This is a genomic window from Kamptonema formosum PCC 10802, from assembly GCF_000332335.1.
Taxonomy (GTDB): Bacteria; Cyanobacteriota; Cyanobacteriia; order Cyanobacteriales; family Oscillatoriaceae; genus Oscillatoria.
In genome coordinates this window covers 5452329-5475740 of sequence record NZ_KB235948.1, presented here as the reverse complement: position 1 = coordinate 5475740, position 23412 = coordinate 5452329, and the positions used below count along the sequence as shown (strand labels likewise).

The 23412-nt window shown below is 53.7% G+C and carries 17 protein-coding genes and 2 pseudogenes; 13 read left to right on the top strand and 6 right to left on the bottom strand.

The features are described 5' to 3' along the window. The 13 genes and pseudogenes from OSC10802_RS54780 to OSC10802_RS56690 all read left to right on the top strand — a co-directional run. On the top strand, positions 1-253 hold a 253-nt coding region (locus OSC10802_RS54780; RefSeq protein WP_232731740.1), incomplete at its 5' end, for a hypothetical protein. A gap of 81 nt (positions 254-334) precedes the next feature. Then, positions 335-553 (top strand): annotated as a pseudogene (locus tag OSC10802_RS46580) (zinc ribbon domain-containing protein); the annotation flags it as partial. Positions 554-678: 125 nt separating this feature from the next. Further along, positions 679-861, top strand: a complete 183-nt coding sequence (locus OSC10802_RS0124035) for a hypothetical protein (RefSeq protein ID WP_017719326.1) — start codon at positions 679-681, stop codon at positions 859-861. 607 nt (positions 862-1468) lie between these two features. Beyond that, entirely contained in the window at positions 1469-2539 is a 1071-nt protein-coding gene (locus OSC10802_RS0124025) for an adenylate/guanylate cyclase domain-containing protein (RefSeq protein WP_017719325.1), read from the top strand. Further along, complete coding sequence (locus tag OSC10802_RS44745; protein ID WP_017719324.1) at positions 2536-5004, top strand: PAS domain S-box protein; 2469 nt, start codon at positions 2536-2538, stop codon at positions 5002-5004. Before OSC10802_RS0124025 ends, OSC10802_RS44745 begins: the two co-directional genes overlap by 4 nt. A gap of 943 nt (positions 5005-5947) precedes the next feature. Continuing rightward, the gene (locus OSC10802_RS0124010) at positions 5948-12190 is read left to right on the top strand and encodes a S8 family serine peptidase (protein WP_017719322.1); all 6243 of its coding nucleotides are present in this window, start codon (positions 5948-5950) and stop codon (positions 12188-12190) included. A gap of 1014 nt (positions 12191-13204) precedes the next feature. After that, positions 13205-13684, top strand: coding sequence for a Fe-S cluster assembly sulfur transfer protein SufU (gene sufU, locus OSC10802_RS0124005; RefSeq protein ID WP_017719321.1), 480 nt, complete (start codon positions 13205-13207; stop codon positions 13682-13684). A 13-nt stretch (positions 13685-13697) separates the two neighbouring features. Then, positions 13698-14261: a Ycf51 family protein gene (locus OSC10802_RS0124000; protein WP_017719320.1), complete on the top strand. Its 564-nt coding sequence runs from the start codon at positions 13698-13700 to the stop codon at positions 14259-14261. Between the two features lie 205 nt (positions 14262-14466). Further along, positions 14467-15681 carry an iron-containing alcohol dehydrogenase family protein gene (locus tag OSC10802_RS0123995; RefSeq protein WP_017719319.1) on the top strand — a complete coding sequence of 405 codons (1215 nt, stop codon included), beginning with the start codon at positions 14467-14469 and terminating at the stop codon, positions 15679-15681. A gap of 279 nt (positions 15682-15960) precedes the next feature. Continuing rightward, positions 15961-17178, top strand: coding sequence for an aspartate aminotransferase (locus OSC10802_RS0123990; RefSeq protein WP_017719318.1), 1218 nt, complete (start codon positions 15961-15963; stop codon positions 17176-17178). Positions 17179-17502: 324 nt separating this feature from the next. After that, a complete protein-coding gene (locus OSC10802_RS0123985; RefSeq protein ID WP_017719317.1) occupies positions 17503-17688 on the top strand; it encodes a hypothetical protein in 186 nt (61 codons plus the stop codon). Further along, positions 17685-18308 (top strand): DUF4114 domain-containing protein, encoded by a 624-nt coding sequence (locus OSC10802_RS0123980; RefSeq protein WP_017719316.1) that lies wholly within the window; start codon positions 17685-17687, stop codon positions 18306-18308. The genes OSC10802_RS0123985 and OSC10802_RS0123980 overlap by 4 nt, the downstream gene beginning before the upstream one ends. 22 nt (positions 18309-18330) lie before the next feature. Continuing rightward, complete coding sequence (locus tag OSC10802_RS56690; protein WP_017719315.1) at positions 18331-18684, top strand: DNA/RNA non-specific endonuclease; 354 nt, start codon at positions 18331-18333, stop codon at positions 18682-18684. Positions 18685-18815: 131 nt separating this feature from the next. On the opposite strand, the gene OSC10802_RS41560 is transcribed toward OSC10802_RS56690, so the two are convergent. The 6 genes and pseudogenes from OSC10802_RS41560 to OSC10802_RS41535 form a co-directional block, all read right to left on the bottom strand. Next, positions 18816-19334, bottom strand: coding sequence for a pentapeptide repeat-containing protein (locus OSC10802_RS41560; protein ID WP_017719314.1), 519 nt, complete (start codon positions 19332-19334; stop codon positions 18816-18818). A gap of 2 nt (positions 19335-19336) precedes the next feature. Continuing rightward, the gene (locus OSC10802_RS41555; RefSeq protein WP_017719313.1) at positions 19337-19870 is read right to left on the bottom strand and encodes a pentapeptide repeat-containing protein; all 534 of its coding nucleotides are present in this window, start codon (positions 19868-19870) and stop codon (positions 19337-19339) included. Between the two features lie 21 nt (positions 19871-19891). Beyond that, on the bottom strand, positions 19892-20407 hold the full coding sequence (locus tag OSC10802_RS41550; RefSeq protein WP_017719312.1) for a pentapeptide repeat-containing protein: 516 nt from the start codon (positions 20405-20407) through the stop codon (positions 19892-19894). A gap of 16 nt (positions 20408-20423) precedes the next feature. Next, positions 20424-20942 carry a pentapeptide repeat-containing protein gene (locus OSC10802_RS41545; RefSeq protein ID WP_017719311.1) on the bottom strand — a complete coding sequence of 173 codons (519 nt, stop codon included), beginning with the start codon at positions 20940-20942 and terminating at the stop codon, positions 20424-20426. A gap of 839 nt (positions 20943-21781) precedes the next feature. Next, positions 21782-22723, bottom strand: a complete 942-nt coding sequence (locus OSC10802_RS41540; RefSeq protein WP_017719310.1) for a pentapeptide repeat-containing protein — start codon at positions 22721-22723, stop codon at positions 21782-21784. An 8-nt stretch (positions 22724-22731) separates the two neighbouring features. Further along, positions 22732-23004, bottom strand: a pseudogene (locus OSC10802_RS41535) (ATP-dependent Clp protease proteolytic subunit); the annotation flags it as partial. Positions 23005-23412: the final 408 nt, after the last annotated feature.

The following is a 23412-nucleotide window of genomic DNA, read 5'->3' as shown; positions in this document are numbered from 1 at the left end:
GAAAGATATCTCTGTAGGGGGCGCAATACTCATCGATAAAATTGACGGTCGGTCGGGCAGCTTGGGGCTTAACCATATGCAGCACAAGGGTTTGAAGGCTCTTCTCTTATTATACTCTTTCCAAAGTGACAAAAGAGGGATAGTACCTGTGGCCCAAGGAGGTCAAGACGACGTTGACAGCCACCGGCACTTTGCACAAAGCGTGCCACAAGCAGGTGCACTCCAAATCCAAGCTGAATCGCTCGCGAAGTAAGGCTTGAGCCGTATGAGCGCGAAAGTCTCATGTACGGTTCTTAGGGGAGGTTTGGGGAGTAATCCCCAAACCTTACCCGACACCAGCAAGACTGGCACTCGCTGCGGTCACGTTCACGCCCGTAATGGTGCCTCCAAAGTTTTCCACTGTCCCAATTGCGGGTTTATGCTACCACGGGACTGGAATGGCGATCGCGTGGGATTTTCCTAAAAGCTTTGCGGGATACCGCCTAAGCACGTCTTTGACAGCGATAGTGCTATCGTTGCATTGTCAGGCAATGTCCCGAAAAATGTCGCGTAAATGTATCAGATTTATCCTTCTTCCCTCTTGCTTCATCCCTTTACCCACCACTCCCATTTCCTCTCCGAAAGCGGCACCGGCCTTGAGAAAAGGGCGCGATCTCGCCTCAAGGCAGAGGAGCCGCCATGTGCGGGTGCCGGCAGTCCACCCCAACGGGGGCCGGTCTGTCAGACGCCAGCGCCTGGAAAGCCACGCCGGTTCGCAGCCAGGCGGTGGGGGACCGGGATAAAAATATAGGGTTTCAAGACCGGATGAGTCGCGCCGCAGGGGAGATCGGTCGCGGGGCCGCTAAGCGCGAGCGGATATAGCTGTGCCCCTGTCAAACACCAGAAGCGCTATAACCATCAGAATCTCAGTGTGGCCCAGACGGGAGCGCTGGCATTGCGCTGTGAGCACAAGTTAGGATAATTTCTGATTTTATGGAAAAATATTTCGCGCATCAGTGTAGAGGGTTTTGTTTGATGGCTGAACCGCACAACCTCGCGTCCGGCACTGCGGGAAGCTGCTGCGAGGCTGCGGCATTTCTGCATTCTGGGGACGGCTTGCAACACCAACCTTTCCGGTGATGTAGGGCCGACGCCCAACTCCAAACATGCAGCGGCGGGGCAACCCGACATATCTGCCTGCAGGGACACCGGAAAGCTCGATATATCAGCGGGTGGCTTGGCTTTTCACTTAGCCCGCTCCTGCTTTGACTGTCGGCTTCCTCACCCCCTGGTTTCCGTGCATAGCCAAAGGGGGACTCTCACCGCTCTCGTGCGGGTCACTCACGACCAAAGTTTGAGACATTATACCGCAAATTTGTTTATTTGTTTATGCTCTCAGTGAATGGAATCGATACCGGGTTGTGGGTGCCGCCGGTGGCACGCCCGCAGCCTTGAAGATTCAGGCGCTCCTAAACAAAGAGGCCATGCCATGATCCAAGACCTAGCGGCTGTGCTGGTAGTTGATGATATTGAAGCCAACCGTGACCTTCTCGGACGCCGGTTGCAACGGCAAGGCCACACGGTCACTCTCGCCCAAGATGGCTTGCAAGCGCTGGAGCTAATCCAGGCGCAGCCGTTCGACTTGGTGCTGCTCGACATTATGATGCCCCGGATGAATGGGTATCAGGTGCTCGAACATCTCAAAGCTGACCCAGCGCTGCGCTATATTCCAGTGATTATGATCTCGGCAGTGGACGACCTGGACAGTGTGGTCAAGTGCATCGAGTTGGGGGCGGAGGACTATCTGACCAAGCCGTTCAATCCGGTACTGCTCAAAGCCCGGATTAACGCCTGTCTGGAGAAAAAACGGCTGCGCGATCAAGAGCAGGCATATTTAAAACAGTTGCAAGCGGAACAGGAGAAATCTGAGCGCTTGCTGCTGAATATCTTGCCCGAGCCTATTGCCGAGCTGCTGAAACAGGGGCACAATACGATTGCCGACAGTTTTGGGGAGGTGACGGTCCTGTTTGCCGACATCGTTGACTTTACCAAGCTTTCCGCCCACATCTCGGCGACAGAGCTGGTCAATAAGCTCAATGAGATTTTCTCGGCGTTCGACCGGCTGACCCAGAAGCACGGTTTGGAGAAAATTAAGACGATTGGCGACGCCTACATGGTGGTTGGCGGCGTGCCGGTGCCGCGATCGGATCACGCTGCGGCCATTGCTGAGATGGCCCTCGACATGCAGCAGGCGATGGCTCAATTCAATGCCGCTAGCGCAGAACCGTTTCGCATCCGCATCGGGATCAATACTGGGCCTGTGGTCGCCGGCGTGATTGGCACCCACAAGTTCACCTACGATTTGTGGGGGGACACCGTTAACATTGCCAGCCGCATGGAATCCCAGGGGATTGCCGGCAGCATTCAAGTAGCGCCGGCTACATACCAGCTGTTGCGGGACATGTATCAATTTCAGGAGCGGGGCGAGATCGATGTCAAAGGCAAGGGGACGATGGTAACCTATTTGCTCACCGGCAGAAAAACTCCCAGTCCACTATGAATCACCAGCAACACGATCCCACTGCCACTCCATCAGGCCAAACGCCTAAAAACCCCACAGCTGCCGCACAGCTAGACCAGCTGAGGGCGGCGATCAGCTCTCTGGGGGCGGGATTGTGCCTGCTAGACCCCGCTGGGTGTCTGGTTTCTCTCAATCCAGAAGGCGAGCGCCTTCTCGGCTGGACGGAAGCCGAACTCGCCGGTCAGCCGCTGCTCGAGCGGGTAGAGCTTTTGCACTCCCCCGCTCACCCCCTGCAACTCCCCTGCACTCTCGCCAATCCGCCAACCTGCCGCAGCAGTGACGGACGCTTCCGCCGCAAAGACGGAACGATTGTGCCGGTGTCCTATGTCCTCAATCCGATTGTCGAGGACGGAGTGGCGACCGGCGCGGTTCTCGCTTTCTTCGACATCACTGACCGCAAGCGAGCCGAGTTGGCTCTCGCTCGCAGCGAAGCCAACAATCGGGCCCTGATCGACGCTATCCCGGATTTGATGTTTCGCCTGACTTCTGACGGCACCTTTACCGACTTCAAAGCGGCCAAAGGCGCAGACCTCTCCGCACTCCTGGAGCGGGAATTTGTGGGGAAAAATGTCCGGCAGGTTTTGCCCGATCCGGTCGCAGAAGAATTATTATACCACATTGGGCAAGCTCTGTCAAGTGGTGAGATACAAATCTTTGAGTACCACCTGCTCCTCAACGGCGATCGCTGCGATTACGAGGCGCGGCTGGCAGTGACCGGGGAAGATGAAGTGCTGGCCATTGTCCGCGACATTACCGACCGCAAGCGGGGGGAAGAGGCTTTGCGACAGAGCGAGGAAAAGTACCGCTCTGTGGTCGATAGCGTTAAAGAAGTGATTTTCCAAGCGGATGCGGGCGGATTTTTGACCTTTCTCAACCCGGCGTGGAGAGAAATTACCGGCTTCGCCCTGGAAGATAGCCTCGGCACTCATTTCTTGAATTACGTCCATCCTGATGACCGCAAACCGACTGTAAAATTTTTCAATAAACTGCTGGCCGGCCAAAAAGACTCCAGCCGCCACGAGGCTCGCTGCCTGACTAAAAAAGGCGGGTTTCGCTGGGTTGAGGTTCAGGCTAGAGTGAGGTTAGATCGGCAAAACCAGCTGGCTGGCACCTCCGGAATCCTCAACGACATTACGGATCGCAAACAGGCAGAAGAGTCCCTGCGCTATCGCATAGAGTTTGAAAATTTGATTGCGTCACTGTCAACTAATTTTATCAATCTCGCTCCCAATGAAATTGACTCTGGCATTGAGCGGGCGCTCCAGGCGATCGGGGAATTTGCCGGTGTTGACCGCAACTATATCTTTGCGATTTCCGGTGAGGTAACGGCGCTGGACTGCACCCACGAGTGGTGCGCCCCGGGGGTAGAGCCGCAGAAGCCTTTCTTGCAGGGAGTGCCGGTGGAGTCTCTGCCGTGGCTGATGGAGAAACTGCAGCGGTTCCAGAACGTTTCTATCCCGCAAGTTGCCAGTCTACCCGCCGAGGCAAGCGCTGAAAAAGAACACTGGAGCCAGCAGGATATCCAATCCCTAATTCTGATTCCAATGGTGTGCGGTCGCTCTCTGAAAGGGCTGCTGGGGTTCGATTCGGTGCGGTCGGAAAAAACCTGGTCAGCGGAAAGCGTGGCGCTGCTGAAAATGGTGGCGGAAATGCTGGCGAACGCCCTGGAACGCCAGCGGACTGAGGCGCAATTGCAGCAAGCTGCCGGTGCGGCTCAAGCTGCCAACCGAGCCAAGAGTTTATTTCTCGCCAACATGAGCCACGAACTGCGCACCCCCCTGAACGCGATTATCGGCTACAGCGAGATTCTCTTGGAGGAAGCGAAAGATTTAGATTATCCTGAACTGCAACCTGACTTAGACAAGATTCGCGCCGCCGGCAATCACTTGCTGGCTCTGATTAACGACATTCTTGACATTTCTAAAATCGAAGCGGGGCGGATGAGTCTCTACCTGGAGAGCTTCGATATTTTTGCTCTGGTCGACAGCGTGGTTGCCACTATCGGGCCCCTGGTGAGTAAAAACGGCAATACCCTGGAAATAGACTGCGACCCCGCACTGGGCACCATGCACGCTGACATGACTAAAGTCCGTCAGGTGCTGTTTAATTTGCTCAGCAATGCTGCTAAGTTCACTTCCCAGGGGAGGGTATCACTGGCGGTGCGCCGGGAACAGGGGGTGTTGGGGAGTTCTGTCGCAGGAGAGATGATTATTTTCACTGTCTCTGACACCGGCATCGGCATTCCCGCAGAGCAGTTGCAAAATATCTTCCAGCCGTTCATGCAGGCGGACGCTTCTACAACGCGCCAGTACGGGGGTACAGGTCTGGGATTGGCGATTAGCCAGCGCTTCTGCCAGATGATGGGGGGCGAGATTGCTGTCACTAGCGAGGTGGGTGTTGGCTCTATTTTCACTGTCCGCCTCCCATCTGCGGTTCAATGTTAACCAGTTCCCCTTGCCTGCTGTGATGCTGCCACCTGCTCCACTTCACCTGAGCTGGCTTTCCTTGCAATTTAGCCAGCGAAGTCCAGTTAGAGTCCATCCAGGCGGGCCGACTTATAAACCCGTTTGAGTTCTCTGAGACACTCGCCCTGAAAAGACGCCATATCATAACTTGAGGAATAATGCAACTACCTATAGGTTAAAATTATGCAAAAATCCGGTATCATAAGAAATATAAAACTGAAATTGCCTACAGAGCAGTTTATGATTGAAACCACAGAAGTGCATCTGCAGTTGACAGTGGAGGAAAGTCAAGATGGGTGTGTGCGATTTGTCCCACTCCAATGGCATAGAAAGGGCCTGGGACGGCAAGCAGGGTTCCTGAAACCACAGCCGACAGCTCTGCAAGTGAGGTCCAGTGGCCTAGTCCTGCCAGTCAAGTGCAGACCTGAAGTGTACCGCCCCCGCAGCAGCGATTGGCCATCAATCTCTGAAGCGCGGTGGAAAGGAGTCCCGACTGCCTGGTATGGGCAGTACAAGTTGAGCAAAAGAGGATCTGTCTGAACCATCGTCAGCGCTTGCCCAGCCAAATAAGGCTGACAGGCGGGGGCCAAAAGACACAGGGAATGGGAAGCAGCCAATGCACCCCCGACTGCTGTGTTCCTGCCCAAAAGCCGGTGAACAGTACCGTCTGGAAAAATCAGCCCCTGTGCGAAGAAATACTGGCAAACCATGTGCGTGCGAGGGCACGGACCTTGTGGCCTGCGGGCATAACTAATGGACGTTTGCCACTAGAAAGGGCGGCAATCCTCTGACCCTACAAAAACATGTAGAAACGATTTTTGTGGCGATGGTGGCGTCAGTACCTAATAAGTGCGCGTAGAAATGGCCGCAGTAGAAGCCAAAGTTGACTTGTTGAAAGTAACGAAACTCTTTGAGGTAAAAGATGAGTAACCGTAACCTGCCCACCGACCCATTATTTGAATCCCAGTGGTGGCTTTATAACACTGGCCAAGAAGTCAAAAACCTCCCGTATGAAAAAACAGGCATAACGGGAATTGACCTGAACGTGACCCCCGTGTGGCCCACATACACCGGCAAAGGCATCAAAGTTGCTGTCGTCGATGACGGAGTGGATAACACCCATGAAGACTTGAAGGGCAACTTCAACCAGGAATTGTCAGCGCCAAACTTTGCCCCCACTACACCAGATGATAATCACGGCACCAGTGTGGCCGGCGTCATCGCAGCGCAAAGAAACGACGTTGGCACCGTCGGCGTTGCTTACGAAGCAACCATTGAGTCTCGGAAAAATAGCGTTTCATCTCGGCTCCTAGATCCAGATAAATATGACGTTTCAAGCAATAGCTGGGGTGGGGTAAATCACTTCGAGAAGCTAGCCCCCTACGATGCTTCAGGAATTGAAAATGGCGTTACCAATGGCCGAGACAAGAAAGGCACGGTCTTTGTATGGGCAGCAGGAAACGAGCGGAAGCATTTTAATCCAAATTTAGAACAAACAGAACAACGCGGGAGAAATGCCAACTCGGGGAATTACGAAAACAGTCGCTTTGTGATTGCCGTAGCAGCGCTTGACAGGAACGGAATTGCTACCTACTACAGCAACCCAGGAGCCCCCCTACTGGTTTCAGCCTTTGGCGGTAACCCCGGCAGTATCGCCACATCAGATAGGATGAGCAACGATGGGTATAACCCTAACCCGAAAGCCTCGTGGCAAAAAAATTTCGACGAAATCAACTACAATAATAGTTTTAACGGCACTTCCGCTGCAACGCCAATGGTGTCTGGTGTGGTAGCGTTAATGCTGCAAGCCAACCCAAATTTAGGCTACCGCGACGTTCAGGAAATCCTCGCCTATTCCGCCCGCAAAAACGATCCCAACAACGAAAATAACAACAGTTTTAACGGCCAACTGCGCGCTCCTAATAAAGATCAGTGGAAATTTAACGGGGCTGCCAACTGGAACGGCGGAGGGCTTCACATCAACCACGACTACGGTTTTGGGTTAGTTGATGCCACGGCTGCCGTGCGGTTGGCAGAAACTTGGAATCAGCAAAGCACCAAAGCCAACGAACAAGTCGTTACGGTTCCTCTCAATCTGAGTGCACCGATAGACATCCCCGACAACAACCCCACTGGCCTCACCCAAACTTTTAACATCCCCACAGGTCTGCGGATCGACAAGATCGAGTTAGATACAGGCATCGAACACGGTCAATTTCAAGACCTGGTAATCAAGCTCACCTCTCCCAACGGCACCGAAAGCGTACTTTTAGACCGTCCTCCCTACTTTACAAATGTAGGGGGTAACGACTATGGTTTCAAAGAGAAAAGCGTTCAATACACCTTCACCAGCGCTCGCCACTGGGGAGAAACCGGCACCGGCAACTGGACGCTAAACATCTCTGACAACAGCGCCACCAACGACCCCAACAACACCGGCCAAAAGGGCACTTCCGGCAACAACACCGGCAAGCTAAATAACGCCACCCTGCGGATCTACGGCGACACCATCACGCCAGACGACACCTACATCTACACCAACGAATACGCCACCTTCACCGGCGCTCAAAACGCAACCCGCCGCACCCTCAAAGATACCAACGGCGGCACCGACACCATCAACGTTGCGGCGATTACTGACAGCGTTAACCTCAACCTGACTGCCGGTGCGGTGAGCCAACTTCCGGGACGCCGGTTGCCCACAAAAGATGATGGTTCAAACGAACGCTTTGTCAAACTTGACCCGCTAGACCTCACCATCGCCGCCGGCACAGTAATTGAAAATGCCTACACCGGCGAAGGAGACGACACCCTCACCGGCAACGACGCCAATAACCTTTTGTGGGGCGGAGGCGGCAAAGACACCATCGACGGCGGTGCGGGAGATGACACCCTAGACAACAGCCTTGGGGGTGCTGACTCCTTACTGGGAGGAGACGGTAACGACACCTATATCCTCACCAAAGCAAAAGGAGCCGGTGGCACCCGCATCAAAGATAGTGGCGGCAACAACATCATAATTATCAGTGATGTCACCCTCAGCGGTGCCCTAGCAAAAGGTGCCGTGGGAGTTGCCAAAAACGGCAGCGATTTGATCGTAGACCTCAACGCTGATGGCGAAGCCAACAGTCGGGACGATCTAACCGTCGAAGACTTTTTCGCCGCCGGCACCGGCAGCTTCAACACCATCGGAAACCTCAACGGTGCTGACCTTCTCGGCACCCCACCGGCACCTCCCGCCAACAGCAGCACTACCGTTAAGGTTCCCGAAACGGCTGACACCCCCTTAGCGCCTCCGACGGCCACCACACCAGGGACACCAGCCGGTCAGTCCGCCAACTTCATTGAAGGCACCGACCAAGACGATTACATCGAAGGCAGCACCGCCAGCGATACGATTATCGGAAAAGCTGGGGACGATGAACTTTACGGCAACCAGGGCAACGACTCCCTGACCGGCAATGATGGCGATGATTACCTGGAAGGTAACGAAGGTAACGACACTCTCTCCGGGGGTTTGGGGAGTGATGCTCTCGATGGACTTGCCGGCAACGATCTTATCAGTGCCGGTGAGGGCGACGACGAGATATGGGGTGGCTCTGGCGACGACATTTTACTTGGAGAAGCCGGCAATGACTCCCTGTACGGGGAAGAAGGCAAAGATAGTTTGGCCGGCGGCGATGGCAATGACGATCTCTATGGCGAGGATGGCGACGACACCCTCACCGGCAATGCTGGCAGCGACACTCTCGACGGCGGCACCGGCAACGACTTCCTGAACGGGGATGAAGGCGCAGACGAACTTTATGGCGGGGATGGCAATGACACCATGATTGCCAACAGTGCCGGTGCCGGTGACAGCTTGTATGGCGGTTTGGGAGATGATTCCTACAGCATCGGTTCTGGCGGCCACCTGATTGCTGATGACGGTGGCAGCGATACCCTATCCGCAGCCAGCGGCACTCTTTCAATTGGGTTTGCTGCCGGCACGATTGGGGTGCGCCGCAAAGAAAATAATGGCACGGATTTAGAAATCGACTTCAACGCAGATGGCAACTTTACCGCCGCAGACGATCTGACGGTTGTTGATTTCTTTGCCGATTCAAACCTCGATCCGGGGGACGGTTTTATTGAAACGGTCGGCAACCTCACCGGCCAGCAAATATTAGACAGTTTCCCCTTAGTGGCAACTCCTGGCAACGATGAGCTAGAAGGGGGCTCGCGCGGCGACAATATGGACGGGTTGGCGGGCGATGACAGCATTAACGGCAACCAAGGTGATGACACGATTGCAGGCAATACCGGCAACGATTTCTTAGATGGGGATGCACTGTTTTTCGTCACCGAGGCGGACGGGGAATTGTTCAACGGCACCGGCATTGGCAACGACTCCCTCGCCGGTGGGGAAGGCAGCGACACCCTCTATGGCGGTGCCGGCAACGACACCCTCGACGGGGGGGCCGGCACTGATGTCGCTGACTACAGCCTCGCCTTGGATGCTGTCAGCGTCAACCTGGCCACCGGCACCGCACTTGACGGACTCGGTGGCACCGACACCCTCCTCAATATCGAAGTGGTTGAGGGTTCAGAATTTAACGACACCCTCACCGGCAGCCAAGGGGACGAGACCCTGATCGGGGGTGGCGGTGCCGACAGCATGGCCGGTGGCACCGGCAATGACAGCTACACTGTGATTGCGGCGGTGCCAGCGGGACAGAATGGCACCACGGGGGCCGGCAGCACCATTCAAGATGAAGGCGGCAGCGACACTCTCACCCTCAACGGTGCGGCACTCACCCTGGCCAAAGCAGCGAACGGAACCATTGGGCTGGCAAAAGACGGCACTACCCTGATTGTGGATCTCAACGGGGATGGAGTGACCGACCCGGCGGCTGACCTGTCGATTCTTAACTTTTTTGACGCATCCGGTTCAGCAAAGGGTGCCGGCTTTATTGAAACGGTCGGCAACTTGCAGGGGAATGACATCCTAAACCTGCTAGCGACACCCACCGGCACCGACGGCAACGACAGCCTCAGCGGTACGCCGGCAAACGACAGTATCAATGGCCTCGGTGGTGATGACACCTTGACCGGGGATGCCGGTAACGACACCCTCGTCGGTGAGCTTGGCAACGACACCCTCTCTGGTGGTGCCGGCAGTGATTCCCTCGCCGGTGGAGAAGGCAGCGACACCCTCGATGGCGGTGCCGGCAACGACACCCTCGACGGGGGGGCCGGCATTGATGTCGCTGACTACCGCCTCGCCACCAAGGGGGCCAGCGTCAACCTGGCCACCGGCACCGCACTTGACGGACTCGGTGGCACCGACACCCTCCTCAATATCGAAGTTGTTCTGGGTTCAGCATTTAACGACACCCTCACCGGCAGCCAAGGAGACAACACCCTGATCGGGGGTGGCGGTGCCGACAGCATGGCCGGTGGCACTGGCAATGACAGCTACACTGTGATTGCGGCGGTGCCAGCGGGACAGAATGGCACCACGGGGGCCGGCAGCACGATTCAAGATGAAGGCGGCAGCGACACTCTCACCCTCAACGGTGCAGCACTCACCCTGGCCAAAGCAGCGAACGGAACCATTGGGCTGGCCAAAAACGGCACTGCCCTGATTTTGGATCTCAACGGGGATGGCGTGGCAGACCCCGCGACTGACCTGTCGGTTCTTAACTTCTTTGACGCATCCGGTTCAGGTGCCGGTGCCGGCTTTATTGAAACGGTCGGCAATTTGCAGGGGAATCAGATCCTAGACCTGCTAGCGCCCCCAACTCCGGTACCGCCCCCAACTTTCCCCCCCAATCCAACCCCGGCCCCTACGCCTACGCCGACCGGCACCGACGGCAACGACACCCTTGTCGGAACGTCCGCAAGCGACAGTCTCGATGGGCTCGGTGGCGATGACAGTCTCAGTGGGGTCGGTGGCGATGACACCTTGAATGGGGATGCCGGTAATGACACCCTGAATGGAGAACAAGGGAACGACTTGCTGAACGGCGGCGAAGGCAATGATTTCCTCAACGGCGGCGAAGGCAATGACACCCTTTCTGACACTGCCGGCAACAACAGCCTCTCTGGGGGGGCCGGTAATGACAGCCTTGTTGGCGGGCCAGGAAATGACACCCTCTCTGGCGATACCGGCAATGACACCATCCTTGGCGCAGATCAGGACGACTGGCTGTATGGCAATGCGGGCAGTGACTTCCTCGATGGCGGGGCCGGCAATGACACCTGCTTTGGCGGAGAAGATAGCGATACCATTGCCGGCGGTACTGGCAATGACGAGCTCTTTGGCGATGCCGGCAGCGACAGCCTCACCGGCAGCGACGGCAACGACCTGCTGTCTGGCAATATCGGCGATGACTTCCTTGATGGCGGCACCGGCAATGACACCGTATTAGGCGGTAAAGACAGCGACACGATCTCCGGGAGTGCCGGTGATGACTTCCTCGCTGGCAACCTCGGCACTGATTCCCTCAGTGGCGGTGACGGGAACGACTTGTTATTTGGCAATCAAGGCGCGGATATCCTTGATGGTGGGGCCGGCAACGATCAGATGTTTGGCGGCCAGGATAATGATTCCCTGTTTGGCAACACCGGCAGCGATGTCTTGCGTGGCGATCTCGGCAGCGACACCCTGAATGGTGGCGATGGGGAAGACTTGCTGTTTGGCAACACCGGCAACGATTTCCTCAATGGGGGCACTGGGAACGATCAGATGTTTGGCGGCAAGGAGAATGATTCCCTGGTTGGGGGTGCGGGCAGTGATGCCTTGAGTGGCGATCTTGGCAATGACACCCTGACCGGTGTTGATGCCGGTGCCCTCAATCCCGGACAAAATGAAATTGACACCCTCACCGGTGGTGCCGGCAGCGATCTGTTTGTCTTGGGCAATAGCGCCAAAGTCTTTTATGACGCCGATGGCGCTAACGGTTACGCTGTCATTGCTGACTTTAATGTCGATCAAGACAAAATTCAGCTTAAAGGGTCAATGGCTGACTACTACTTAGTTCCCTCCCTCGGGGTCGGGCCGGATGTGCCCCGTATGGATATCTATCTCGACAAATCGGGGAGCGAACCTGACGATTTGATTGCTAAAGTTCAAGGGGTTTCTAATCTCACCCTCGACGGCGGCTATTTCACTTTTGTCTAGTAGCGTTCTGCAAACAAACGTCAGTTTGGGTTAAGCCGAAGCCGGCTTCTAAGCATGGGGCAGTCAGATGAGTTGAAACTTAGGGACTTTCAACTTTATCTGTCTGCCCCTCCCTATCCCGAACTTGCGTTCGCCCAAAAAAACAGCTGGAAAAGGCTATATCAGGAATCATTTTTATAACCTGCAGAGCAGGTTTGAAAATCGATGTGGGTCGAAAACAAAACTGTTTGCTGTCGGGGCGGGTTCACCCAAGATATCTGTGCGAAGTGCAGGATGTTAGTCAACCCGCCCCTACTTGCTGAACGCTTGATTGCGCGTCAGGGAATTTCGGTGGAGGGGGAGCGCGAAAAATGTGCCTCACTGATAGGAGAAACGCTATATAAATACTCTCATTTAGATGAAATACGCCCACCTCACTAATATGAGAACGCTATAGAATTCCACCGGCTCTCAATCTGCCAGCTATTTCCCTCCTGCAAATTCCCCCAGCACAAGAAACTCTCTTCCGCCTAACCAAGCCACCGGCAGCCGACAGCTGTCGTTTTACGAAACAGGAAGTAGGGCTTAACCGGCAGCCTTCCTCTCCTTAAAATCTTGCTAGAAGCTAATCTCTAGCAAGGGAGAAAAGTTGAGAAATTATCTCTTCTCTTTGTTTGCGATCTTGGCATCTTGGCGGTTCAGAAGAAACACAAATCAACTCTAATATCTATAGACACCGGCATCCAACAGCTAATTGGAAACATTACCCAAGTCAACGGCAACCAGTCGAGTGGGGGCGGGTTTACTAATATCCCGCACTTCGTACAGACATCTTGGGTGAACCCGCCCCTACCGGCACGCCGCAGATTTTTTTAGACGGCCCGCATCCAGTCCCCCGTTTTTAGAGTATCATACAGATGGCATAAAAATACCAAAACAGCACCAAAGCGAGACGCCTGTCGCACTCCATCGCTGACGATTGGACAGGCGTCCCGCCTCTCCTGTAAAAACAAGTTACCCTGTCCCTATCCCATCATGTCTCTCGGCAACCTGCGCGATCTCTACCAGCAAGTCATCCTGGAACACTACAAAAAACCCCGCCACCGGGGAGTGGCCAACCCGGCGCACCGGCACCAGCGGGGGCACAACCCCTCCTGCGGTGACACCATAGAGCTGACAGTGCGGCTCAGTGATGCCGGCGATACGATTGAAGATGTCAAATTCGAGGGGCAAGGCTGCGCTATCGCCATAGCCTCCGCCGACTTGATGGCTGACGCCTTGCGGGGGCGAAAAGTAAACGAAGCCCTGGAAATGGTGCAGCGCTTCCAAAGTATGATGAAAGGCGAGGAAGAATTCCCCAAAGAGTTGCGGAAGTTGAACGTCATGCAAGGCGTATCCCAATTTCCCGTGCGCATCAAGTGCGCCACCCTCACTTGGCACACCCTGAAGGCGGCGCTAGAATCGCCCACCGGCGCTTCCGCCAACGGCTTTGTCAGCAACGAAACGGAATCCTAGGTCAATCGCACTTATGCCAACAACCGCTCAATTTCTCACCGCCTGTCAGTGGGCCGGCATCCTGACTTTGGTCTGCGCCGTTCTTGCTGTGCTGGGTTTTATCTTCCAGTGGGGCGTCCGGTTTCGCCTGGTGGGGATTGCCAGCTTTATGGGCGTGCTCACCGGCGGCTTGTTCGCCCTCAGCCTCACCCCCCTCACACGCACCCAGATACCCGGTGCCGTTCGCTACTCCGTCACCTACGACACCGGCTCCACGATAGCAGTGATAGCCGTCCCACCGGCCATTAGCGAAACCGAACTCGAAGCCACCCTGCGGCAAGCCGCCGGGGACCTGTTCTCTCCCGGTCGCTTCTCTCAGGGGGACAGCCGGCTCACCATCCGCGCCCGCACCATCCTCCATCCCGAAGACGGCGTTTCCCAACCCCTGTACATCGGTCAGGTGAAGCGATCCCTCTCTGTCCGCAATGACGACCAAATGACTGTGGAAATCTTCCCCGACTTCCTCGCCCAACTCCCCGCACCACCAGCTGAAAGTTCCGCCCCAGAGAGCGCCGCCGGCAGTCAGGAAAAAACCTAACTTACAAGAGAGCCGGTCAGCAGACCGCTCTCGCCATTCTTCCTATCTTCTGTTCTCTTGGCGCTCTAGGTGTCTTGGCGGTTCATTAAGTTTAAATCAAAGCTAAGAAAACCAGAGAAGAGCGCCCAATCGATGTTATAAAGCGTTTGTACAGGGCCTAAACTAAATCCCTGCCTGCAATCAGAGCCAAACGCCACAGTGCCGTATGAGCCAAACCCCTTCGCCCAACCCCACAGAAACCGCCGGCAGCCTTCCGAGCCTCTTTTCCATGACCGTTGCGCCAGCCAAAGTCATGCGCGGCTGCGGCGCGCTAGCTGCAGCGTCGGAAGCGATTGCCCGCTTGGGACACCGGCCCTTAGTCGTTGCCGGCAAGAGCAGTCTGCCCCTTGCCCTTGAGCGCTTAGTTCCGGCCCTAGAGCGGCAGCAGCTGGCAGTGGCGATCGCGTCATACAGCCCAGATTGCAGCGAAGCCAGCCTCGCCACTCTGCGAAAAGCAGCTGCAGATCGCCAAGCCGACCTGATTGTGGGCTTTGGCGGCGGCAAAGCCCTGGACACCGCCAAACTCCTCGCTCACCAGTGCCGGCTGCCTGCTGTCACCGTCCCGACATCCGCCGCCACTTGCGCCGCCTGGACAGCCCTGTCCAACGTCTATTCCGACCGAGGTGCCTTTCTCTACGACGTGCCCCTTGACAAATGCCCCGATTTGCTGGTATTAGACTACGACATCATCCAAACCGCCCCCCAGCGCACCTTAGTCGCCGGCATTGGAGACGCCCTAGCCAAGTGGTATGAAGCCTCGGTGAGCAGCGGGCACTCCCAGCAAACCCTGCTGATTGCAGCCGTGCAGCAAGCTAGAGTCCTGCGCGACATCCTCTTCCAGAAATCAGCTCTCGCCCTGCAACAGCCAGGGGGAGAAGTCTGGCGAGAAGTCGCAGACGCTACTGTCCTGCTGGCCGGCGTTATCGGCGGCATCGGAGGCGCTCAGTGCCGCACTGTCGCCGCCCACGCCATTCACAACGGCTTGACTCACCTGCACAGTGCCGGCACCCTGCACGGCGAAAAAGTCGCCTACGGCATTCTCGCCCAGCTGCGCCTCGAAGAAATGCTCCAGGGCAACCAGCTAGCAGCCACCGCACGCCAGCAGCTGCTGAAGTTCTACAGTGAAATTGGCCTGCCCAAAACCCTAGAAGACTTGGGGATGGGCAACCTCACGCTAGCTCAGTTGCGCCGAGCCGCTGAAATTGCCTGCGCTGCCAACTCGGACATCCACCGGCTGCCGTTTAAAGTCATTCCCGAACAGCTGGTGGCGGCAATGGTTTCCACCACCGTGCCGGTGGAAACCGGGCGTCTCCAGCAGAGTGCAGCACCGGCAGCAGGTGCTACAGCCATCGGGCCGATTTCAGAATTCAGCAAAACTTGAGATGGCCCAGTGACTTGATTTGTCACAAAAAAGCGGCGCGCTAGGTAGTTTGTGATACAGAAGCGCCGCTCTCCCCCTACAATTTAAAGTTGCCGGATTTTCGATTCGTCTGGCAAAATCCACACTCCCCTCTGCGCCTGAAGTGGTTTTTTAGAGGAGTCCTGCCTGTGGATCGAGCCAGGGGACTAGATGGCATACCGTGAGCGAGGTTTGCCGCCACCTTTCCACCCAACACCTAACCCCTGACACCTAACCCCTGACACATTTAACAGCATCCCCATGAATTTGGATTGGATCGCCCCAGCTGACCGGCTGCAGGCACTTCCCCCCTACGTGTTTGCCCGCCTGGATGAACTCAAAGCCCGCGCCCGCGAGCAGGGGCTGGACTTGATTGACTTGGGAATGGGGAATCCAGATGGCCCGACCCCTGCGCCGGTGGTGGAAGCGGCGATAAAAGCGCTGCAAAATCCCGCCAATCACGGCTACCCCCCCTTTGAAGGCACCCGCAGCTTTCGCACCGCCATCACCAGCTGGTACAAGCGCCGGTACGGTGCCGAACTCGATCCCGACAGCGAAGCCCTCCCCCTGCTGGGCTCGAAAGAAGGGCTGGCCCATCTGGCAATGGCCTACGTCAATCCCGGCGATTTAGTGCTGGTTCCCAGCCCCGCCTACCCCGCCCATTTCCGGGGACCGGCCATTGCCGGTGGCAAAGTCCACAGCCTGACTCTCAAACCGGAAAACGGCTGGCTCATCGACCTAGCTGCCATTCCTGACGCAGTAGCCGAGCAAGCCAAGATCCTGTACTTCAACTATCCGAGTAACCCCACCGGCGCAACCGCACCCCGGGAATTTTTTGAGGAGATTGTCGCTTTCGCCCGCCGGTACAAAATCTTGCTCGTTCACGACTTGTGCTACGCGGAATTGGCCTTTGACGGCTACCAGCCCACCAGCTTGCTGGAAATTCCCGGTGGCAAAGAGATAGGCGTGGAGTTCCACACTATGTCCAAAACCTACAATATGGCCGGCTGGCGGGTGGGCTTCGCTGTCGGCAACCGGCACATCATTCAAGGGTTGCGCACCTTAAAAACTAATCTCGACTACGGGCTGTTTGCGGCGCTGCAAACCGCAGCGGAAACCGCTTTGCAGCTTCCGGACGAGTATGTGCACCAAGTCCAGGAGCGCTACCGGCAGAGGCGAGATTTTCTGATAGACGGGCTGGCCCAACTGGGCTGGAACGTGGCCAAACCCCTGGCCACGATGTATCTCTGGGTGCCCTGCCCTCCCGGCACCGGCTCGACGGATTTTGCCCTGGAGGTGCTGCAGAAAACCGGCGTTGTCGTCACCCCCGGAAATGCCTTTGGATCTGGAGGCGAGGGCTATGTCCGCATCAGTTTGATTGCCGACTGCTCCCGTCTCGGAGAAGTCCTGCGCCGGTTCAAAGATGCCGGTATTTGCTACAAGCCCGCCCCTTCCGTTGCCGGTGCGGTGCCGGTTTAGCGAATCGCCGGCTTGCTGTTCATCTTGTACTGGCCAGCCCACAGGCGGGGGCAACCGCAAGAAGGGCAGCCAGAACAGCCGCCGGTGACATTTTTTTTAGTATAAATACTTATTGACAGAGGCACCTTTTAAGTGTTAAAGGGCAGCCCAAAAGTTCGTAGTTGGGCTTCAGCCCAAAAGTTCGCAGTTGGGCTTTAGCCCAAAAGTTCGTAGTTGGGGTTTAGCCCAAAGTTCGCAGTTGGGCTTTAGGGTAAAGTCGATTTAAGTTATCTATTTGATGGCTGCTTCTATGAGGGAGAGGTAGGCATCTTTAACGTGAAGGGGATGTCGGCTTTCCTGACCGATCACAGTGCTTTTGTCAAAGAAGCCGCGCGGCGGGCGCTGAGTAATTATTCAGAGGGGCATGTGGTAATCTCTGACTTCACGGAAGGCGCTAAGTTGACCGGCATTTTGGGGGCTGAGCCGCAAAATTGGAACAAGGGGACAGGGGCGTCAAGACAGTATCTATGAATCCGGGGGATGAGTTTGGGATTATTTTAGCTCCCCGGAATAAGATACAGGATGTCTTTAACAATCCGGCACTGACCGGCTTGCGGCCCCTGTTTTCATTAGCCACAGCTGACCCCAGGGACGCTTTCAATTCAGGGCAGATAGTTGATGTCACCGGCACTGGTTACGCTTTTGCTCTTGAAGATATGCAGGTGAATGCCGGTGCGGATAGGGATTACAACGATGTGATGTTTCAGGTCGCCGGCGCGACGGGCACAGCCCCATCGGTAAATAATGTAATTGCACCATCCCTGGACTGGCGCGGGACGGTTTTGGGGGGACAAATTTTAGATGAAATCAATTCAGCCGACACCGAACCGCCAGAAATTGCGGCATATCTAGAGAACGATACGGGTGAGGACACTGCAGATGGGATTACCTCTGACCCGGCGATTGTCGGTACTGCGATCGATGTTAGCGGAATTTTCAGCTTGCGTGCCGGTTTTGAGGGGATGCCGGTGGAGAGCTTTAGTGAGATTGCCACACTTAGTTCCGAACCAAGATCGCGTTCGAGGTATACAGAGTTACCACACAAGACCGAATCCGAACACTGGCTTACAAGAGCCTTACTCCATTTTTAAGGATAATTTCCAAACATTTCTGATGATTAATGTGGTGCCACAGCCTCAGTACGATCGCGCGTGGCAGGGTCTGAAAGGCGATTTGAATGCATTTGTCAGAAATCCAGGTACCCCCAGAAATGAGGTTTACGTTATTGCTGGAAGATTTGGAGCAAGCGACCATATTCCCTCGCAACCACGAACCAATTACAACGGAGAGACTTATCAGTTTAATATTGACGTTCCCGAATACCTGTGGAAGGTTGTCTTAATACCCGAGTCATCCGGTAAAAACCCTACAGATATAACGCCAAATGATGTCCCTTTTGGGGTGATTCTGCCGAATACCGACCCAACAAAAATGGAGAAATTCTGTTTTCTCAGTCAACGATATTGAGGAAATAACTGGATACAACTTTTTCTCGAATATTTACGATGAAATTCAGGAGTAGATTGAAAACAACACGGCCTTACCTTTTTAAGGCCCTAATTTATCGATTGCTGGCAGCTATAAGCGTTGCGCAGGATTTACTCGTGATATCTCGGACCGGCTTCAAACCGCCCATCGGGCATGGTGGTTTCCCAGAGTAAGGCGTAGGTGCAAATCACGCCACGAGGATGCCCCTCAGCCAACTTAATTTGGGACAGATTGACCTGGGCGAGAATGCTTTCACTCAAGTTAGCGTTAGTCAGGTCTGCCCCTCCTAGCTTAGCTTCTGTCAAGTTGGCACCGATCAAGTTAACACCCCTGAGATTAGCTTTATACAAGCAGGCGCGGGTCAAGTTAGCTCCAGTCAGATCGGCACCACTCAGGTCAGCCTGTATCAGCTCAGCACCGAAGAAGTATGTTCCGACCAACTGGGAACCACGCAAGTTGGATCGGGACAGTTTGACTTGAGAGAGATAGGCTCCACTCAAGATAATATTACTCAGGTCAGCTCCTCGTAGGACATCGGAAAGGCTGGTATTAACAAAAAACCTGATCCCAGCAAAATTGCGCTCTCCAGCATTGTAACGGTTAAGGAGTTCAGTCGGTGTGATATACATCTTTAAAGATGGGATTTAATTAAAACAGGATAATCAACAAAACGTGGTCCTTCCTCAAGAGTTACTTCAGGCATTATCAAGTGTACGACAAAAGCTCCCCAGATGCGAAAATACTCCGTATTAATCGCTCCTCTCAAGGTGCTGCGAATTAAAAGCGCTTGCTCTAGATTCGTGTAGAACAGGTTAGCTTTTCGCAGATCGGATTCAAACAAAATAGCTCCGCCCATATACGCATTGCTCAAGTCCACTCCGGCCCAATGACAGCGACGTAAATTAGCGTCACCCAGGTCGGCCTGGCTCAAATTAACATCGATCATAACACTACTACGCAAGCAGTATCTCTGCAATTTAGCCCCACTCAAGTTTGTCCTCTCCAGCTTAATATTTGCCAAATTGGCACCACTCAAATCAATTCCGCTCAAGTCAGTATCTTTCAGCGTAACACTCGCTCCGAATCGACGCTCTAGACTAATTCCAGCAAAATTGCGCTCTCCGGCATTGTAACGCTCTTGTAAAGCAGTAAGCGTGATATACATCTTCTATTGGTGAGATTTAATTCAATCAGGATAATCAACAAAACGAGGGCCTTCGTCAAGGGTTCCATCGGGCATTATCAAATGAGCGACAAAAGCTCCCCAAATGCGAAAGGGTTCCGTGTTAATCGCTCCCCTCAAAGTGCTGCGAATTAAGAGGGCTTGCTCTAGATCCGTGTAGAACAGGTTAGCATTCCGCAGCTTAGATTCACAGAAAATAGCTCCGCCCATATGCGCATTGCTCAAATCAACTCTCAACCAACGACAGCGACGTAAATTAGCGTCACCTAGATCAGCTTGGATCAAGTTGACATCGATTAGAACGCTACTGCACAAGCAAGCTCCCACCAATTTAGCCCCACTCAAGTTTGTCTTCTCCAACCTCATGCCTGTAAGATTAGCGCCACTTAAATCAATTCCGCTCAAGTCAGCATCTTTTAGCGTAACACTCGCTCCGAATCGATGTTCCAGAATAATTCCAGCAAAATGGCGCTCTCCGGCATTGTAACGCTCTTGCAGATCAGTAAGCGCGAGCTTCATAATTTTACCGTTGAATTTACTCGTGATACCTTGGACTGGCGATGAATGTGCCATCGGGCATGGTAGTTTCCCAGAGCAGAGCGTTAGTGCAGATAACACCGCGAGGGTGTCCTTCAGCCAGCTTAATTTGGGACATATTGACCTGGACGAGAATGCTGTCGCTCATGTCAACGTGGGTTAGGTCTGCTCTGCCCAACTTAGCTCTTGTCAAGTTGGCACCAATCAATGTAGTGCGTGTTAAATTAGCTCCATTCAATCTGGCACGAGCTAGGTTCGCTCCAGTCAGATCGGCCTCGCTCAAGTCAGCCATTGACAGTTGAGTACCGCACAAGTAAGCACCCACCAGTTGCGCTCTATGGAAGTTGACTTGACTCAGTTTAACCTGGAAGAGATGAGCGCCACTTAATATAATGTCGCTCAGGTCAGATCCTCGCAGGACATCGGAAAGGTAGGTATTGGCAAAAAACCTGATACCAGCAAAATTGCGTTCTCCAGCATTGTAACGGTTAAGGAGTTCAGTCGGGGTGATATACATCTTCAAAGATGGGATTTAATTCAATCAGGATAATCAACAAAACGTGGGCCTTCGTCAAGGGGCCATCAGGCATTATCAAGTGTACGACAAAAGCTCCCCAGAGTAAACGCAAGCAAATTTTAGGTGTTTAGCTATATTATACCTAGCTTCTGCCTGTCGCTGTAGCCCAACCAATAGTAGCCTCTGCTCGGCGGTGTGGCCCAACCACTGCCGCCCGCCAGTGTGACAAACCAATAGTAGCCGCTTTTGGCCAGTGTGGCAACACTAATAATAGCCTCTACTCGCCGGTGTGGCAACTCTAATAATAGCCTCTGCTCGCCGATAGGATAAATCAATAGTAGCCTCTGCCTGCAGGGGTGGCAACACCAATATTAACCTCTGCCCGCCGGTGAAGCGTGTGCCGGGTCAAAGGAATCAACAGTAATTCAACCAGGTTCTGTTAATCTATCCCTCAGCAAAGCCTCGCAGTATGTTGACCCCACCCGCCTTTTTTTTATTCTATAACACTGGGGCCTTTGATAAAATTTAAAAGCAAATTGGGCTTGATCTATTTTCAAATATTCCTGTAGGAATTCAAGATATCCTTGAAAGCCGGGTAGACGATAGTCCAACTGATCGGATAGGCGTTATACCTTAATTTAAATTAAACCGTGAGACAAAGAGTTTATTGCTTCCCCAAATTACTGGGGCAGTAACAAGCCCGATCCGGTTGGGGGAGAGCAACTATTTTACCCCCAAAAACTTGGGATTATTTTAAAGCTGTCAAAATTGACATTTAAGGAACACAATATGTCCGTTTCTGCGGAGAGTTTTAAGCTGATTATAGATTCGTTGCTTATTTACTCCAACCAATCGGGTCCTTCTACGAAATCCCCCTCAGGAAGAATAGTTTTGCAAAAGAAAGCTCCTAGGCCAATACGGCAATTTTTGGCCCCTCTGAAACTGGTGGCCACTAACAGAGCATTCTCTATATTAAATCCCAAGCAGTCAGCACCATCAAGATCGGCACCACTCAAAATAGCATCTCTTAAGTCGGCATCTTTCAAATTAGTTTTTCTCAGATTGGCACCACTCAGATTGGCACCCCTGAGATTGGCACCCCTGAGATTAGAACCGCTCAGGTAAGTACCAAGCATTATCGCTCCTTGCAAGTGAGCATTACTCAAATTGACCTGACTTATATTTAGAGCCGAAAGTTCAGCCTGGCTTAAATTGATGCCACTAAGATCGGAGCCACGAACCGCTCCCCCATGAACTTTAATTCCAGCAAAATTTCTTTCCCCATCAGCATATTGTTTAAGCAATTTACGGACTTCAATATAGCGCCGATTTGGAGGAGCAAAGCTAACTTCATCAAAAGTAGTATTGCTGAATATAGCTCGATCCAATTTAGCAGAGGCAAGACTCACAATATACAAAGAAGCATTACTCAAGTTGGCACCTGTTAGATTAGCGCCCATGAGATAAACTTCATTTAATTCAGCATGGCTTAAGTTAATATAACTTAAATCAGCGCTCTCTAAAATAATATCTCTCATCACAACACCTTCTAAGTTAGCTTCTCTCAAATTTATCCCCCGCAGATTGCTTTCTTCCCACTGTGAATTTTGGAAATTAGCACGACTCAAATCGACATTAAAAAAGATTGTATTTTTTATGTTAGATCCGGTAAAATTAGCGCTCCTTAAGTGAATGCCAGTTAAATCAATATGGGACAGATTTATTCCAGTAAAATCTCTCTCCCCATTAGCATATCGTCTCAGTAATTCTTCGGCATCCATATTTTAACGACGCAAATCGTGGAAACGTCCGGGCGGATATGGTTCATCGTATCAAAAATGCCCATGCCGGCAGTCACCGAGCCGCCGGGAGAGTTGATGTAGAGGTAGATGTCTTTTTCCGGATCGTCCGCCTCAAGAAACAGCAGCTGAGCCACAATCAAGTTCGCCACCTCGGAATCAATCGCCTGTCCGAGGAAGACGATGCGCTCGCGCAGCAGGCGAGAGTAGATATCAAAGGCGCGTTCGCCCCGACCGGACTGTTCAATAACGATAGGAATCATGGAAGCTGCCTGTTGACGCAATTTTTCTTAATTATAGCAGCAGTCATATTGGTTAGAACAATAGAAGCTTCCGGAGCTCTGGAGCAAGGGAGGCCGGAATGTAGGTTTCCTAAATTATTACTGCTATATAGACGTAGGGCAGGCGTCCCGCCCCCCCTGAAGGTCTAATGTTCTAACCTAAGTGCATACGGTACTGAGCAACCCGGTTTCTTTAAGAAACCTTCCCAGCCTGAGGCTGGAAACGAGAGAATAGCACCAGGCGCTGGCTTCTCAAAACTTGTGTGAGCGCGGCAAAGAGGGCATGGGAAAGATTTCAGCAATGCCCCATGCCCTATCTTCCATCACACAGGTGCCGGTCGCCCTCCGCCACCAGAGCATTCGTCCGCAAATAATCCCGCACCCGATCGC

What these genes read in the sequence shown, in the direction of transcription:
- OSC10802_RS0124035 (WP_017719326.1), top strand. Translation starts at nt 679, where the DNA reads ATGTGCGGGTGCCGGCAGTCCACCCCAACGGGGGCCGGTCTGTCAGAC.
- OSC10802_RS44745 (WP_017719324.1), top strand. Translation starts at nt 2,536, where the DNA reads ATGAATCACCAGCAACACGATCCCACTGCCACTCCATCAGGCCAAACG.
- OSC10802_RS0123985 (WP_017719317.1), top strand. Translation starts at nt 17,503, where the DNA reads ATGTCGGCTTTCCTGACCGATCACAGTGCTTTTGTCAAAGAAGCCGCG.
- OSC10802_RS41560 (WP_017719314.1), bottom strand. Translation starts at nt 19,334, where the DNA reads ATGTATATCACACCGACTGAACTCCTTAACCGTTACAATGCTGGAGAG.
- sufU (WP_017719321.1), top strand. Translation starts at nt 13,205, where the DNA reads ATGTCTCTCGGCAACCTGCGCGATCTCTACCAGCAAGTCATCCTGGAA.
- OSC10802_RS41550 (WP_017719312.1), bottom strand. Translation starts at nt 20,407, where the DNA reads ATGAAGCTCGCGCTTACTGATCTGCAAGAGCGTTACAATGCCGGAGAG.
- OSC10802_RS41540 (WP_017719310.1), bottom strand. Translation starts at nt 22,723, where the DNA reads ATGGATGCCGAAGAATTACTGAGACGATATGCTAATGGGGAGAGAGAT.
- OSC10802_RS41555 (WP_017719313.1), bottom strand. Translation starts at nt 19,870, where the DNA reads ATGTATATCACGCTTACTGCTTTACAAGAGCGTTACAATGCCGGAGAG.
- OSC10802_RS56690 (WP_017719315.1), top strand. Translation starts at nt 18,331, where the DNA reads ATGATTAATGTGGTGCCACAGCCTCAGTACGATCGCGCGTGGCAGGGT.
- OSC10802_RS0124010 (WP_017719322.1), top strand. Translation starts at nt 5,948, where the DNA reads ATGAGTAACCGTAACCTGCCCACCGACCCATTATTTGAATCCCAGTGG.
- OSC10802_RS41545 (WP_017719311.1), bottom strand. Translation starts at nt 20,942, where the DNA reads ATGTATATCACCCCGACTGAACTCCTTAACCGTTACAATGCTGGAGAA.
- OSC10802_RS0123980 (WP_017719316.1), top strand. Translation starts at nt 17,685, where the DNA reads ATGAATCCGGGGGATGAGTTTGGGATTATTTTAGCTCCCCGGAATAAG.
- OSC10802_RS0124000 (WP_017719320.1), top strand. Translation starts at nt 13,698, where the DNA reads ATGCCAACAACCGCTCAATTTCTCACCGCCTGTCAGTGGGCCGGCATC.
- OSC10802_RS0123995 (WP_017719319.1), top strand. Translation starts at nt 14,467, where the DNA reads ATGAGCCAAACCCCTTCGCCCAACCCCACAGAAACCGCCGGCAGCCTT.
- OSC10802_RS0124025 (WP_017719325.1), top strand. Translation starts at nt 1,469, where the DNA reads ATGATCCAAGACCTAGCGGCTGTGCTGGTAGTTGATGATATTGAAGCC.
- OSC10802_RS0123990 (WP_017719318.1), top strand. Translation starts at nt 15,961, where the DNA reads ATGAATTTGGATTGGATCGCCCCAGCTGACCGGCTGCAGGCACTTCCC.